This window comes from Arthrobacter sp. 01N442, from assembly GCF_056399345.1.
The window spans coordinates 145,140-159,722 of sequence record NZ_JBFTRD010000006.1 but is presented as its reverse complement, the minus strand read 5'-3'; the positions used below and the strand labels follow the sequence as shown (position 1 = coordinate 159,722).

The following is a 14,583-nucleotide window of genomic DNA, read 5'->3' as shown; positions in this document are numbered from 1 at the left end:
GAGCACCAGTCACACCGACGATCGGCGGGATCATGACCTCTAACCCACTCACTCCGTCCAATGGGGACGACGAACCCAAGGATCCGCTGGCTGAAATGCTGCAGAACCTGATGGGCGGCAAGGGCATGGGGGACATCGATCCGGCAGAGCTCGCCAAGGCCGCCGGGCTGCCGGACGACCCTAATCTGCTGGCACAGATGTTTTCGCAGGTCCAGGCCATGATGAGCGCCTCTTCCGACGGCCCGGTGAACTGGGAACTCGCGCACGAAAACGCCCGCCGGGTGGCCGCCAGCGGGTCCGACCCGTCCGTGACGGCCGCGCAGTCCCGCGAAGTTGATGAGGCCCTCCGGCTGGCCGAGCTGTGGCTGGACCAGGTCACCGAGCTTCCCGCCACCGGGCTGATCGGCCGGGCCTGGTCCCGCGCCGAATGGGTCGAAGAAACGCTGGGCACCTGGAAGCGGCTGACCGAGCCGGTGGCCAACAGCATCGCCAACGCACTCTCGTCCGCCATGACCGAGCAGATGCCCGAGGAAATGAAGTCCATGATGGGCGGCGCCTCCTCGATGCTGCAGAACATGGGCGGAGCCATCTTCGGCATGCAGCTGGGCCAGGCGATCGGCGCCCTCTCCGCCGAAGTTGTCAGCTCCACAGACATCGGCGTTCCGCTCGCCGACCTCGAAATGGCGCTGTTGCCGGCCAACGTCGCGAAATTCGGCGAAGGCCTCAGCCTGCCGGAAAACGACATTCGCCTTTTCCTGGCGGTCCGTGAGGCCGCGCATGCCCGGCTCTTCGTGCAGGTTCCCTGGCTGCGCGGACACCTGCTCGGCGCGATCGAGGCCTACGCCCGGGGCATCCACATCGACACCTCCAAGATCGAGGAACTCGCCCGCGAGCTGGATCCCAGCAACCCGGAGGGCATCCAGGAAGCCCTGTCTCAGGGTGTTTTCATGCCGCAGCGCGCGCCCGCCCAGGACCAGGCCCTAGAGAAGCTTGAGACGGCGCTGGCCCTGGTGGAGGGCTGGGTGGATGAACTCACGGCCGCCGCGACGGAGAAGCTGCTGCCCTCGGCTGCGGCGCTGCGTGAGACGGTGCGCCGCCGCCGCGCGACCGGCGGCCCGGCGGAGCACGCATTCTCGTCCCTGGTCGGCCTGGAGCTGCGGCCGCGCCGGCTGCGCGAGGCTGCCACGCTGTGGGCGCAGCTGAAGGAGGAACGCGGTGTGGAAGGCCGGGACGCCATCTGGCAGCACCCCGACCTGCTGCCCACGGCCGCCGACCTCGATGATCCGAAGGGCTTCAGCGAACGCCGCAAGCTGGCCGAGGCCAGTGACACCGAGGTCGACGACGCGCTGCAGAAACTGCTGAGCGGCGGGTTCGACACGGCCGAACCCGGAGCAGACCAGGGCGGCGGAGAAGATACCGGCGGGACCGGGGACGATTCCAGCGGCGAGCCCGGCGCAGGGGACGAAAGCGGCAACCCCAAGGCCTGACCGGCCTTTTCAGCGAACGGCAGCGGAAGCCCCGGCCCGAACCTTGATTCCGGCCGGGGCTTTCCCGTGCCCGGGAAGGTCAGCGGGCGGGGAGGTCAGCGGGCGGGGAGGTCAGCGGGCGGGGAGGTCAGCGGGCGGCGGCACTGCCGGCGTCGGCCCCGGCGTCGTCCGCGTCGTCCACGTCAGCACCGTCCGCGTCGGCCGGGAGGCCGCGGGCGGTCGCGAAGGACACGCCCTCCAGGAACGCCTTGGCGCGCTCGGTCTCCGGATACGCGGCCAGCAGGCGCCAGAACGCATCGTTGTGGGCTGCCACGAGCAGATGCGCGAGCTCATGCAGGAGCACATAGTCGATGACCCACTGCGGCATTGGCTGCAGCTTGTGGGAGAGCCGGATGGTTCCCTCCGACGGCGTGGCAGAGCCCCAGCGCGAGTTCTGGTTGGTCACCCAGCGGACCGACGTCGGGACCGCCCGGCCGCCGAGGTACTTGGCGGAAAGCCCGGCGGCATGGGCGGCCAGCTCCGTGTCGCTGCCGGCCCGGCGCTTGCCGGCGGCCTTCCGGCCGCGGGTGCCCTGCAGTCGGAGCTTCTCCAGCATCCGGTGCACCCATTCGCGTTCCTGGGCTGCGCTGAAATGCGCCGGGATCGCGACGACGGCCGTGCCGTTCTCCCAGAACGCCGCCACCGTGCGGCGGCGCCGGGCCGAGCGGCGCACCTCCACGGGCGCACCGTCGGCAGTGGTCAGCGGGCTCACGCCGCTCTTCGCCGTGCCGGCCATCAGAGGCTGGAGCTTTCGGCGAGGACCGCCAGCACTGCCTCGCCGTATTTTTCCAGCTTCGACGCGCCGACTCCCGGCAGCGTGGCGAGCTGTTCGAGGGACTCGGGCCGCGCTTCTGCGATAGCGGTCAGGGTCGCGTCGGTGAAGACGACGAACGCCGGGACATCTGCCTCCAGCGCGGTTTCCTTGCGCCACTGCCGCAGCGCGTCAAAAGTCTGTTCCTCGTAGCTTGGCGGGCACTGGTTGCACCGGCCCACCTTGCGTTCGGCGCCGCTGGAAAGCATGCTGCCGCAAACCCGGCACGACGCCGGTACGGCCGCCTTGCGCCGCGGTGCGGCGCCCTTGCCGCGGACGGAAGAGCTCGCCACCGAGTCGGGCCGCAGCCCGTCCAGGAACCGCGAGGGTTTCCGGTTGGCACGGCCGCCCGGGGTCCTGGCCGTGGACCAGGACAGGTGCAGGTGCTCTTTGGCCCGGGTAATGCCGACGTAGAGCAGCCGGCGCTCCTCGTCGACGGCTTCGGGGGTGTCCGCGAAGGAGATCGGCATCAGGCCTTCGCTCAACCCGACCAGGAACACCGCCTCCCATTCCAGGCCCTTGGCAGCGTGCAGCGAGGCCAGGGTCACGCCCTGGACGGTGGGGGCGTGCTGCGCCAGCGACCGCTCCTGCAGTTCGTTGACGAAGTCGGCGAGGCCGAACTGCGCTCCCCTGCTGACCACCAGCTCGTCGGCGAGGGCCACGAGGGCGGCCAGGGATTCCCACCGTTCCCGCAGGGCGCCGCCGCTGTGCGGGGCGGCGTCCGTGTAGCCCAGGGAGGACACGATGTCCCGGACCAGCTGGCCGAGCGGCTCCGGGGCGGCGGTTTCGGCGACGGCGCGGGTCGCGGCCCGCAGCTGCAGGATCGCGTCCCGGACTTCCTTGCGGGCGAAGAACCGCTCGCCGCCGCGAAGCTGGTAACCGATGCCGGCCGAGGCAAGGGCCTGTTCGTAGGCCTCCGACTGTCCGTTGGTGCGGAAGAGCACGGCAATCTGGCTCGCGGGCGTTCCGGCGTCGAGCAGTTCGCGGATCTTAACGGCGACGGTGGCCGCTTCCGCCTCGTCGTCGGAACACTCGGTGAACTGCGGAACGGGGCCGGCCGGCCGCTGGGCCACAAGTTGCAGGGGCGCGGCCCAGGCGGCGTCCGCCACTGGACCGCCGCTGCGCCGTCCGGCCAGCAGATCGTTGGCCAGCTTCACCACCTGCGGGGTGGAGCGGTAGTCGCGGATCAACTTGACCACCGTGGCGTTGGGGTACTGGGCCTTGAACCCCAGCAGGTGCTTCGGCGAGGCACCGGTGAAGGAGTAGATGGTCTGGCTTGCGTCGCCGACGACGCAAAGATCGTCCCGGCCGCCCAGCCAGAGCTCCAGGAGCCGCTGCTGCAGCGGCGAAACGTCCTGGTACTCGTCCACCACGAAGTGCCGGTACTGTTCCCGGACGGTCGCGGCGACCTTGGGGTCCTCCTGCAGGATGCCGACCGTGATCAGCAGCACGTCCTCGAAGTCGATCACGTTCCGGTCTGTCTTGACGTCCTCATAGGACTGGAAGACGCGGGCTACGGCGGTCAGGTCAAAGCCGCCGGGGGTGCCGCGGCCCTGGGCTTTCTCCAGATAGTTGGCCGGCGTGAGCATTGACACCTTGGCCCATTCGATCTCGGAAGCCAAGTCCCGGATGGAGGCCCGGTCGGTGCTAAGCCGCAGCCGGCGGGCTGCCTCTGCGATCATCTGGGCCTTGTGGTCCAGCAGGTTGGGCAGCGCGCCGCCGACGGCCTGCGGCCAGAAGAACTGCAGCTGGCGCAGCGCTGCCGCGTGGAAGGTCCGCGCCTGCACGCTGCCGACGCCGAGGTCGCGGAGCCGGCTGCGCATTTCGGCTGCGGCCCGCGCGGTGAAGGTGACGGCCAGCAGTCGCTGCGGGCTGTAGACCCCCGAGTGCACGCCGTACGCAATGCGGTGCGTGATGGCCCGGGTCTTGCCGGTGCCGGCGCCCGCAAGCACGCACATGGGACCGTTCAGGGTGCTGGCCACCTCGCGCTGCTCGGCGTCGAGGCCGCCCAGGATCCGCTCCTCGAGGGAACGGTTGTCCGGTGCGGGAGGTTCGGCGGCCGGCTGGCGGTCGTGGGGCTGTCCGGCCGGAAGGGCGCTGGACTGAAAAATATCTGTGTTCACTTCTGCTGCTCAGTCGTTGAAGGGTGCGCGGCGGAGGCGCCGCGCTGCGGGGCCCGGCGAACGCTGCTGCCGCCGGGGGCTGTCACAGGGACTTCACTAAGAACGTCAGGCACTGTCCGGGCGATCTTGGATGACGCCCCCGTACCAGTGCTCGATCAGGGCCCGCGCGATCGAAAGCCGGCTGGAGATGACAATCTCGCCGCTCAGCACCGCTTCCTGCAGCTCGGCGCGGCTGAACCAGCGCGCCCGGGTGACCTCGACGCCGTCGGGCTTGGCCTCCGTGTCCTCCGTCGTTGCGGTAAAGCCGAGCATCAGCGAGGCCGGAAACGGCCAGGACTGGGAACCAAGGTACTGCGCGGCGGTAACCCGCACGCCGACTTCCTCGCCGATTTCACGGACGACTGCCTGTTCGAGGGACTCCCCGGGCTCGACGAAACCGGCCAGGGTCGAGTAGTTCCGGGAGTCGAGCGGGCCGCCGCCGCCGAGCAGCAACCGGTCATCCGGACCGACGACCGTGACGATGATCGCAGGATCCGTGCGGGGATAGTGCTCGGAATTGTCGGAGGGGCAGCGCCGGACCCAGCCGCCGGCTTCCGGCACAGTAGCGGCGCCGCAGCGCGGGCAGTGCGTATGGGTGGCGTGCCAGTTGGCGATGGCGCTGGCCTCGATGAACAGGGCCGTGTCGGTGGGGTCCAGCTGCGCGGCCACCTCGCGGAAGCCGGCCCACTGTGCGCCGGCGGGAATGCCCTCGACGTGCGGCTCGAACGGCTCGGCCCGGACCTCGAACTGTTCCGGGAGGACGAACAGCACGTATTGCGTTCCTGCGGCCGCGCGCGCTCCAGGCATTGCTGCGCCGAGGTAGACAACCTGCTCCGGGGCGTATGCGGTTCCCTTCAGCCGCGCGGCGAGGCCCGCAGCGTCGAGGAAGACGAGTCCCTCGCCGCTCACCAGCGCCTGGCGCCGGGATAGAACCATGGCCTGCACGTCGTCGGACCGCAGCAGCTCCTCCAGCATTCCCGGCTTCATCCGGGCTGCGGAGCCGCGGTCGATCATCGCAGGGCGGACCGGCAGCACGGTGTCCCGCAGCAGGTTGGCCGGCGGGCTGCCGGCAACGTGCTGTCCGGTATCAAACCGTTCGGTATCAAGCTGTCCGATATTTTGCCCGTTTATTTCTGCACTACCGGGCTCCGGTGACTCCGCAAGACTCATGTACCCACCGTACCGACCCCCGCCGACAATTGACATTTCCCCGGAGGGTCACGGGGCGGTCCGGGACCGATTGCGGGAGGCTGCCGTTCGGCGCGATTTCGGCCCGATCTTTCAGACTCGCCGCAATGCAGCGCCGTCTTGGGCCCGGCTCAATCTACCGTGGAAGCGTGAGAAGAAAACCAATCGAACTGGCAGCCGTAGCCACCGCGGCAGTCCCCGGCCTGACCCCGACCGCCGTGAGCTCCGCGCCCGACGATCCGGCAGACTTCGATTCCGCCCTTCTCCTCGACTCCGAAGGCAAGCGCTGGCGTGTTCGCTCACCGCGGCATGCCGAGGCAAGCGCACGGCTCGAAACCGAGTTCCTGGTGCTGCGCGCGTTCACTCCCGGCATCCGTGCCGAACTTCCCTTCCTGATGCCTACCGTGGCCGGCACCGTCCGGCAGGGTGAGCTCAGCACCTTCGTCTACTCCCACCTGTCCGGCGCCACGCGCTCGGTGGAGGAGCTCAGCGGCGGTTCCCCCGCGCTGGCCCGGGAGCTCGGCGCCGCCCTCGCGGCCATCCATGACCTTCCGCATTCGCTGGTCAGCAACGCCGACCTGCCCAGCTACACGCCAAACGAGTTCCGCCAGCGGCGGCTCAACGAGCTGGACCAGGCCGCCACCACGGGCAAGATCCCGCCACTGCTGCTGCGCCGCTGGGAACATGCGCTTGAGGACGTCTCGCTGTGGCGTTTCAACCCGAGCGTGGTGCACGGCGACCTGCACGAGGACAACCTGCTGGTCGACGGCGACCGGGTCACGGCTGTGGCCGGCTGGACCGACCTGCGGATCGGGGACCCGGCCGACGACATGGCCTGGCTTGTCGCGTCCAATGACCAGGACTTTGTGGACGCCGTCCTTGCGCACTACACCTCGAGCCGCCGGGACGCCCCCGACGCCCATCTGCTGCGCCGCGCCGCGCTCTCCGCCGAGTTCGCCCTGGCGCAGTACCTGGTCAAGGGCCTTGCAGCGGGTGACGCGGAGATGATCCGGGAGGCCGAGTCGATGCTCGCGGTGCTCGCCGAGGACGTCGCGGAGCACGGCGGCCAGCCGATCAGCGTTGAGCCGCTGCCGCAGCCTGCCGTCACCGTGCAGCCGATCGGTCCGGACGCCCCCGGCTCGGCGCCGGGACAGGACCCTCAGCCCGCCAGCGACATGGCAGCCGCCGTTCATGTCACGCCGATCCCCCGCGAGGAGCTTTCCGGCGCGGCGCAGGACGACGCTGCGGGCACTGCGGCCGCTGCCGGCGAATCGGAAGCCATCGCGCCCGGGGCCCCCAGCAGCGGCGACGGGGACAGCGATTCGGAGCACGTCGGACCCGACGGCGGGCCCGAGGCTGCCGCCGAAGATGCCTCCACGCCGCCAAAGCCGCCTGTCGCGGAGGACACTTCGACGACGGCGCTCACCGTGGTGCCGTTAAAGCAGCAGTAGCGGCGGCGGCAACTACTAGCCCGCCTTCCCGCCCAGTGCCGCCGCGACGATCTCTTCCAGGCGTTCCGCCGAGCCGAGATCGTGCGGCCGGACCACCTGGTTATCTGCCACGTAGTAGAACGCTGCCCGGACGTCCTCAAGCGGCACACCTTTGAGCCGCGACCATGCCAGACGGTAGACGGCGAGCTGCACAGCCTTGGTCTTGAGCTGGCTCGCGGAAGGCCGGCGTCCGGTCTTCCAGTCCACGAGGTCCCAGCCGCCGTCGGCATCGCGGAAGACGGCGTCGATACGACCGCGCACCACCACGTCACCGATCCGGGTTTCCACCGGTACCTCGACGTGCGCCGGCGCCCGGTGTGCCCACTCCGACTGGCGGAAGGTCTCCACCATGGCGTCCAGTCCGTAGGCCTCGTCGATGTGGTCATCCGAACCGGCGGCCTCCCCGAGGTCCAGCATCCCGGTGGTGCCGAAGTACTCTTCGACCCACGCGTGGAAGGCCGTTCCCTTGCGGGCCGACATGCCCGGCTCACGCGGGACAGGCCGCCGCAGGCGGGCCACCACGGAGCCCGCATCCTCGTCCAGGTCCACCAGCGTGGAGGCGGAAATATGGCCCGGCAGGTGAACGTCCTGGAGCGCGGAGCGCCGCGAACGCCGGTCCAGCAGCGTGGTAGCCTCCTGTGCCCAGCCGGCTGCCGGTCCGCGCAGTTTGCGCGCCGCCGGGGCCGAATCGGCTGGGGTTAAAGCTGCTGGGGACGTCCCGGCCCGGGCGGGAACCGGCAATGAGCCGGCGCCGGGCTGGTCCAGTTGTTCCAGGACCCGCGCTGCGGCCGCCTCCATGGCGGCCCGGCGTCCGGGCACGAGACGCAGCCGTGCCCCGGTCCGCGGGTGGATGGGGCCCTCCAAGGGGTCGTAGGGCCACACTGCTAGCTCCAGCTCGGAGGTCAGCGGGCTCTCCTCAGGCAACGCTTCCTCGGCGACCGAGAGCGGATGGATCCCGGCCGCCCCGGACGAGCCCAGCACTTCAAGTTCAGCCAGGAACGGGGACATTTCCGCCAGCCCAGCCCGGGAACCCACCCAGGCTGCGCTGGAAACCCAGAGCACGTGCTTGGCGCGGGTGTACGCCACATACGCCAGGCGCCGTTCCTCTGCCTCGCCGTGGGCCTGGACCGCGGACTTGAAGTCCTTTTCGGCGTCGAGCCACCCCTTCTGGTCCGGCTGGTCGAGGTCCCACTGCGGCAGATCGGCGCGGTCCCCGCGGAGCGGCCACGGCAGTGCGGCAGATCCGCTGCTCCAGCGTGAATCCCGGCTGGACGGGAAGGCGCCGGCGTTCAGGCCGGGAACGAACACCACGTCCCATTCCAGTCCCTTGGAAGCGTGGACGGTCAGCAGCTGGACCGCCTCGTGGTTGACGTCCGGGGCGGCGGCGTCGAGGCCGTTCTCCTCGGCGGCGGCAGCTTCCAGCCAGGCCAGGAACGCGAGCACGTCGACCCGCTGCGAGGTGTGCAGGAACCCGGCGGCCGCGTCTTGGAAGGCGTCAAGGTTTCGCCGGGCCTGGTGGATGCTGATGCCGGGCCGGGCCGCGACTTCAATGTCGAGGAGCATGGCGCGCTCCACCTCGCCCAGGAGCGTGCTGAGGTCATCGCCCATGAAGCTGCGCAGTTGCCGCAGCTCGACGGAGAGCTTTTGCAGCCTCCCCAGCGCTTCGGGGCTGAGCCTGCGGCCGTGGGCGGAGGTCCAGTCCGGGCGGGGCAGCCAGTCCAGCGCCTCGACAAGGCTCGCCGCGTCGGTGAGGTCGCCCTCAATGATCGTTTCGGGACTATCAGTGTCACTGTCCCTGTCACTGTCGGCGTCCGTGTCTCCCGGGCGGCCGCGGCGCCGGGCCAGGAAGCTTGACCAGTCGCGGAAAGCCATCAGGTCCGCAGGACCGATCCGCCAGCGCGCACCGGCCAGCAGCCGCATCAGGGAGTCCGAGCGGCCCGGATCGGCCAGCACGCGCAGGGTCGCCACGAGATCGACGATTTCCGGGGTGTCCAGCAGCCCGCCGAGGCCTACGATTTCGTATGGAATGCCGCGCAGCTCGAATTCGCGGCGGATGCACTCCATCTGGGCCCGGCGGCGGCACAAGACGGCCATCGCGGGCGGCTCGGCTTCCCCACCCTTGCCGGCGTCGAAGTCGGTCCGCCGAAATTTCAGCACGTCGGCGGCGATGGCCGCCGCCTCGTCCTCGTCCGTGCCGAAGCGGCCCATCACCACGCGGCCTTGGACGGCGGCAGGGCTGGGCTGCAGCGGCGGTACCTCCACGGTTTCGGCGCTGTTCCGGGCGCCGACTGCACCGGCATGGGCTGCCGCCTTGCTGAGCGGGGCGGAAATGACGTTCGCGGCTTCAAGGATGTTCCGGCCGTTGCGCCACGCGGTGGTGAGATAGGACGTCGGCGCGACGGCGAACTTCCCCGGGGCGCCGCCGGTTTCGCCGGACCCGCGCCCATTGCCGCCGTCGTCGACCCGGACGGGGAATTCCCGGACGAAATGGAAGAGCTGGCCCGCGGAGGCACCGCGGAAGCCGTAGATGGACTGGTTCGGGTCCCCCACGGCGGTGACGGCGTGACCGTTGCCGAACAGCCGGGAGAAGAGGACCAGCTGGGCGTGCGAGGTGTCCTGGAACTCGTCCAGCAGCACCACCTTGTAGCGCTGGCGTTCCGTTTGCGCGGCCACCGGAATCTCGTTGGCCACCCGGGCCGCGAGGGCCACAAGGTCACCGAAGTCGAGTGCGCCGCGGGCCCGTTTGGCCTCCGCGTAGCGGCCCACCATGTCCGCCACGCTGGCACGGGTGCGGAGCAGGGCGCTGAGGTCCCCCGCAGCCTGGCTGGGGTTCTTCTTGGCCGTGGCGACATACGGCAGGGCCTCGAACTCGGCCGCTCGGTCCAGCAGCCAGCCGCGGACCTGGGCGGGGTCCTGCAGGTGTTCCGCGCACTCCCCGGCGAGCTGGATCACCGCCTTGACGAGGGTGGATTTCGCGGAGCGGAAATGCTGGTACTCGCCGTCATAGGCTTCCACCACCTCGCTCGCGAGCTGGAAGGACTGGGCGCCTCCGAGGAGCACGACGTCCCGTTCGACGCCGAGCCGGAGCCCGTAGTCCGAGACGATGCCGCTGGCGTAGGAGTGGTAGGTGGAGACCTTTGGTTCCAGCGCATCGGTGCTCAGCAGCCCGGCCGGGAACACCTTGTGCTCCGGGTCCGCGGCAGCGATCCGCGCCAGCGCGGCCAGCTTGGCCCGGATCCGGGTGGCGAGCTCGCCGGCGGCCTTGCGGGTGAAGGTCACGCCGAGGACCTCCTCGGGCCGGACCCAGCCGTTCGCGACCAGCCACACCACACGGTCCGCCATGGTGGCGGTCTTGCCGGAACCGGCACCGGCGATGACGAGCCGCGGCGCAAGCGGGGAGGAGATGATCAGGGACTGTTCGGCCGTGGGTGTGTTCTTCTCTCCCAGTATTGCCGACAGCTCTTCCGGGCTGAACCGCGGCGCGGGCAGCTTGTGAGGCAGCTGTTCAGAGGCTGACTCCGGTGGCGCGTCCGGGCGCGCGGCATTCTCCGGCCCGGCCGCCGTCGTTGTCTCGCTGCTCATTCGGTAACCTGCTTTCCCCGTGCGCACAGCGGGCAGACCTCTGGGAGCCTGCAGCCATGGCCGCCGTGTCCGCCCTTGGCGGGGTCGTGGCGGGCTTCGAAAGTACTTCCGGACATGACCCGGGCGGCTTCGCCGACCATCTCCAGCGCCCAGTTCGCATCCGGATCAAGCGGCGGTTGGCTCTGCACGCCCGGGCTTTTGGTGCCGGTACCGAGCTGGGCCAGCACCGCCCCGCCGGACCGTGGGGGCGGACCGTCGTCCGGTCCGCCAAAGCCTCCGGCGAGCACCGCTGCCTGGTAGGCGCCCAGCTGGGGATGGCGCTCCAGCTCGGCTTTGCCGGGCTGGCGCTTGCCGGTTTTGAGGTCCACGATGACAAGCCGGCCCTCGGCGTCAATCTCCAGCCTGTCGACCTGGCCGCGGAGCACGGCCGGCCGTGCCGGCCAGGACTCCTCGCCGGTGGCTGCCTCGGAGGCCACGTCGGGAAGCTTCACCTCGAAGTCCTGCTCGACGCCGAGCAGGCTCCGCCCCTCGCTGCGCATCACCAGCACGTACTGGGCGAGCTTGCGCACCATGGTTTCGGCGCGTTGGTAATCGAGCTTGCCTTCCCAGTTGTCCTTCATTCCCAGGGACGGCCAGCGTTTGGCCAGTTCGGCCAGGTACTCGGTGCCGGAGGCGTCCGGGAGGTCCTGCGCGATGGCATGGACCAGAGTTCCGAGGCTGCGGGCAAAATCGGTTGCGGCCTCTCCGCCTGCGGCCTGGACGAACCAGTCGAGCGGCGCCTTCTGCACGGTCTCGACCTTGGAGGGCGAGACAAACACGGTGCTGCCGGGCGGCACCACGGGATCCGTCGAGGACAGCGGAGCCAGCCCCCACCAGCTTTCCGGGTGGGCGCCGGGCACGGCCGGCTGCGCACCGGCGAGGGCGCCGAGCACGGCGGTGGCCTCGGCCGCTTCGGCGGAGCCGCCGTCGAGCTGGGCGTACTGGCGCAGCTCAGCGACCAGCGCGCGCAAAGTCAGCGGCCGCTCCACGGTCGTGAAGCCGCGGCGGTCCTGGTCCGGGTGCAGCGGCGCGACGTAGTCCAGGAACGATGAGGGCTGTTCGTCCTCCGAGGAAACGGCCGTGCAGATCAGCACCTCGCGGGCGCGCGAAACCGCGGTGGAGAAACTCCGCAGCTCGTCGTAGCGGATCTCGCGGAGCCGGCTCAGCGGATCGAGCTGCAGGGCGTACTCGACGCCGTGCTCGACGGCGTCGGCAAAAAGCGTGCTGCCAAGCAGTTCGCCGCGGAGCCGGGTATTCGGCCAGACGCCTTCCTGCAGGCCGGGTACGATCACCACCGGCCACTCCCGTCCCGCGGCGCTGGCCGGGGTCATGAGTTCCACTGCGTCCTCAAGCTGTGCCCGGGCAGCCAACGTGTCCATCGGCAGCTCCTGGCTGAGCAGGTACTCGAGGAATTGTTCCGGGCCCGAGCCGGGGAGCTGGTCCACGTACCGCTCGGCGGTGTGGAACAAGGCCATCATCGCGTCCAGGTCCCGGTCCGCGCGGGCTCCCGCCGCCCCGCCGGCAAGGGCGGCCTCGGTCCAGCGCGCGGCCAGCCCGGTGGAGTGCCACAGCGCCCACAGCACGGTCTCGGCGTTGCCGCCCGGTGCCGCCGCGGCCTCCCGGCCGGCGCGGATCATCCGGGCCACGCGGCGGGCGGAATGCCCCTCGATCCCGAGCGTCGCCAAGGCGCCGGGGTCCAGCAGTGCCTCCACGAGCAACGCGTCGCTGGTACGGCCGCCACCGCCCAGCAGTTCCTCGCGCCGCAGCGATTGGCGGAGCCGACGCAACTCGATCGACGTGGCACCGCCGATCCTGGAGGTGAGCAGCGAAACGGCGGATTCCGGGGTCAGGACGGCAGGGTCCAGCGCCACCGCATAGGCGTCCAGGAGCGGCCGCACGGCTACCTCGTCCCGGACCGCGGATTCGGCAACCGGGATCCGAACCGGAATGCCCTGGCCGGCGAGGTGGCGCTGCAGCTGGCTGAGCTGGCCGCCGTTGCGCACGATCACCGCGATGTCTCCGAGGTCCCGGCCGTCATTCAGCTGGGCCTCCAGGATCCGCTGTGCCACATAGCGCAGTTCGTGGACCGGGGAGGGCAGCAGGTGGGCCTCCACGGTGCCCTGGCCCTCCGGGGACGCCGGCAGATCTGGGTGTTCGAGCCGGCGGGCCGAGGTCCCGCCGGAGCGCAACGAAATCCTCTCCGCGACAGCCTGCCAGGCCCGCGCCACGGCCGGGGCGTGGCGGTGTGCGGTCCAGAGCGGTCGCTCGAGGGCGGCGCCACCGGGAGCGAGCAGCCGGGGCAGCTCGGCCACCAGGTCCGGCCGTGCCCCGCGGAAACCCTGCACGACGGTGTCCGGGGAGGACGTGACGAGAACGTCCTTGCCTGCGGCGATGTCCGCGAGCAGCTCGAACACGGCCGGGTTGGCCTCCTGGATATCGTCCACGAGGATCAGCTGGAGCCGGTCCCGCTCCGCGGCCAGGAATTCGGGGGCGTCCTGGAAAATCTGCCGTGCCGCCGTGATGATCCCGGCCGGGTCAAAGGATTCGGGCATGCGCAGGTCAAGGACGTCGCGGTACTCCGCATAGAGGGCGGCTGCGGCGGTCCAGTCCGGCCGGGCGCAGCGTCGGCCGAGGGCGGCCAGGTCCTCTGCGGTGCGTCCGGATTCGATGATCCGGTCGAAGAGTTGCCGGACTTCCTGCCGGAAGCCGCGAGTCTGCAGGGCGGCGCCCAGGTCCTCCGGCCAGGAAAGCTCCAGCCCCGGCTGGGCGTGGCCCTCAAGGAGTTCCTTGATGATCAGGTCCTGCTCGGGGCCGGACAGGAGCTTCGGTGCACGAGGCAGCGGCAGGATCCCTTCGGCCTTGGCGCGCCGGATCAGGTCGAAGGCGTAAGACGCCCAGGTGCGGGCCGGCGTCGTGCTCAGGCTGCGGTCCAAGCGCGCGGTGAAGCGGTCGCGCAGCGCATCGGCGGCAAGCCGGCCGGGGGCCAGGATCAGCATCCGCTCCGGGTCCAGACCGTCACGCAGCGCCCTGCGGACGGCGGTCTCGACCAGCACGGTGGATTTTCCGGTGCCCGGCGCGCCGGGCACCAGGACTGGTCCGGAGCCGTGGGCGACGTCGACGGCGTCCCGCTGGTCCGCCGAAAGTACCGGGACGGCACTGTGCTGGGTCCGGGGCGGCAGCAGGCGCAGACCCGCCCGGTTCTGGGCCGCGGGGCCGGTGGTGTGGCTGGGAGTGTTGCTGGCGGTCTGGCTGGGGCTACTCACACGGACATTTCATCATTGGGGACGGACAATTTATGCAGCTCCCGTTCCAGGCGCTCGGCGAGGGAGTCGATCCGCTCGAAGTCGGGTTCGGAGGGCGCCCACCGTGCGGTGACCAGGTCGACCCGCCAGCGGCCCTCCCCGGTGCGCTCGTAGTCCAGGTAGCTGCCCAGCAAGGGTGTTCCTTCGGCAAGGTAGAAGACCAAAGCTTCCCGTTCGTGGCCGGGCGGGGCGGCCCCGTTCGACTTCAGGATCCGCCACCAGGGGACGGCGCTGCCGTAGTGGCTCATGACCGAGCCGACCTGGCGGGGGCCGCCGGCGCCAAGGAGTTCGGCGACGTCGCCATAGGCGAGGGCCGCTCCCGGCGGCACCATCGACGCGAGCTCCAGCACCGCCTCCACATACTCCGTCCGCATGCACCAAGGTTACCGGGCATCGCAGTCGCCATCGCCGCCGGACACCCGCAGCCGGGGCCGCAGGACAGAGCCTCCGCAGGGCGTCACAAAACTGTCGGCGCCAGCAGGT

Annotated in this window: 8 protein-coding genes; 2 read left to right on the top strand and 6 right to left on the bottom strand. The window is 70.4% G+C overall.

Annotated features, from left to right (window positions below; all coding sequences use genetic code 11):
- The first annotated feature begins 32 nt into the window (after positions 1-32).
- The gene (locus AC1DNC_RS13730) at positions 33-1,487 is read left to right on the top strand and encodes a zinc-dependent metalloprotease (RefSeq protein ID WP_476863085.1); all 1,455 of its coding nucleotides are present in this window, start codon (positions 33-35) and stop codon (positions 1,485-1,487) included.
- A gap of 127 nt (positions 1,488-1,614) precedes the next feature.
- Here the strand turns inward: AC1DNC_RS13730 and AC1DNC_RS13725 are convergent, their stop codons facing one another.
- From AC1DNC_RS13725 to nudC, 3 genes are all read right to left on the bottom strand, one after another.
- Positions 1,615-2,262, bottom strand: a complete 648-nt coding sequence (locus AC1DNC_RS13725; protein ID WP_476863084.1) for a M48 metallopeptidase family protein — start codon at positions 2,260-2,262, stop codon at positions 1,615-1,617.
- A complete protein-coding gene (locus AC1DNC_RS13720) occupies positions 2,262-4,352 on the bottom strand; it encodes an ATP-dependent DNA helicase UvrD2 (RefSeq protein WP_476863211.1) in 2,091 nt (696 codons plus the stop codon). Before AC1DNC_RS13720 ends, AC1DNC_RS13725 begins: the two co-directional genes overlap by 1 nt.
- A 213-nt stretch (positions 4,353-4,565) precedes the next feature.
- Complete coding sequence (gene nudC / locus AC1DNC_RS13715) at positions 4,566-5,669, bottom strand: NAD(+) diphosphatase (protein ID WP_476863083.1); 1,104 nt, start codon at positions 5,667-5,669, stop codon at positions 4,566-4,568.
- A gap of 167 nt (positions 5,670-5,836) precedes the next feature.
- On the opposite strand from nudC, the gene AC1DNC_RS13710 reads away from it, so the two are divergent.
- Positions 5,837-7,138, top strand: coding sequence for a macrolide 2'-phosphotransferase (locus AC1DNC_RS13710; RefSeq protein WP_476863082.1), 1,302 nt, complete (start codon positions 5,837-5,839; stop codon positions 7,136-7,138).
- Between the two features lie 15 nt (positions 7,139-7,153).
- Here the strand turns inward: AC1DNC_RS13710 and AC1DNC_RS13705 are convergent, their stop codons facing one another.
- From AC1DNC_RS13705 to AC1DNC_RS13695, 3 genes are all read right to left on the bottom strand, one after another.
- Entirely contained in the window at positions 7,154-10,759 is a 3,606-nt protein-coding gene (locus AC1DNC_RS13705; RefSeq protein ID WP_476863081.1) for an ATP-dependent helicase, read from the bottom strand.
- Positions 10,756-13,986 carry an ATP-dependent helicase gene (locus tag AC1DNC_RS13700; RefSeq protein ID WP_476863210.1) on the bottom strand — a complete coding sequence of 1,077 codons (3,231 nt, stop codon included), beginning with the start codon at positions 13,984-13,986 and terminating at the stop codon, positions 10,756-10,758. The genes AC1DNC_RS13705 and AC1DNC_RS13700 overlap by 4 nt, the downstream gene beginning before the upstream one ends.
- A gap of 71 nt (positions 13,987-14,057) precedes the next feature.
- Positions 14,058-14,474 carry an MGMT family protein gene (locus tag AC1DNC_RS13695; RefSeq protein ID WP_476863080.1) on the bottom strand — a complete coding sequence of 139 codons (417 nt, stop codon included), beginning with the start codon at positions 14,472-14,474 and terminating at the stop codon, positions 14,058-14,060.
- Positions 14,475-14,583 lie beyond the last annotated feature (109 nt).

Bases quoted from the DNA above. Each gene is read 5' to 3' on its own strand.
- nudC (WP_476863083.1), bottom strand. From the start codon at position 5,669: ATGAGTCTTGCGGAGTCACCGGAGCCCGGTAGTGCAGAAATAAACGGG.
- AC1DNC_RS13725 (WP_476863084.1), bottom strand. From the start codon at position 2,262: ATGGCCGGCACGGCGAAGAGCGGCGTGAGCCCGCTGACCACTGCCGAC.
- AC1DNC_RS13730 (WP_476863085.1), top strand. From the start codon at position 33: ATGACCTCTAACCCACTCACTCCGTCCAATGGGGACGACGAACCCAAG.
- AC1DNC_RS13705 (WP_476863081.1), bottom strand. From the start codon at position 10,759: ATGAGCAGCGAGACAACGACGGCGGCCGGGCCGGAGAATGCCGCGCGC.
- AC1DNC_RS13695 (WP_476863080.1), bottom strand. From the start codon at position 14,474: ATGCGGACGGAGTATGTGGAGGCGGTGCTGGAGCTCGCGTCGATGGTG.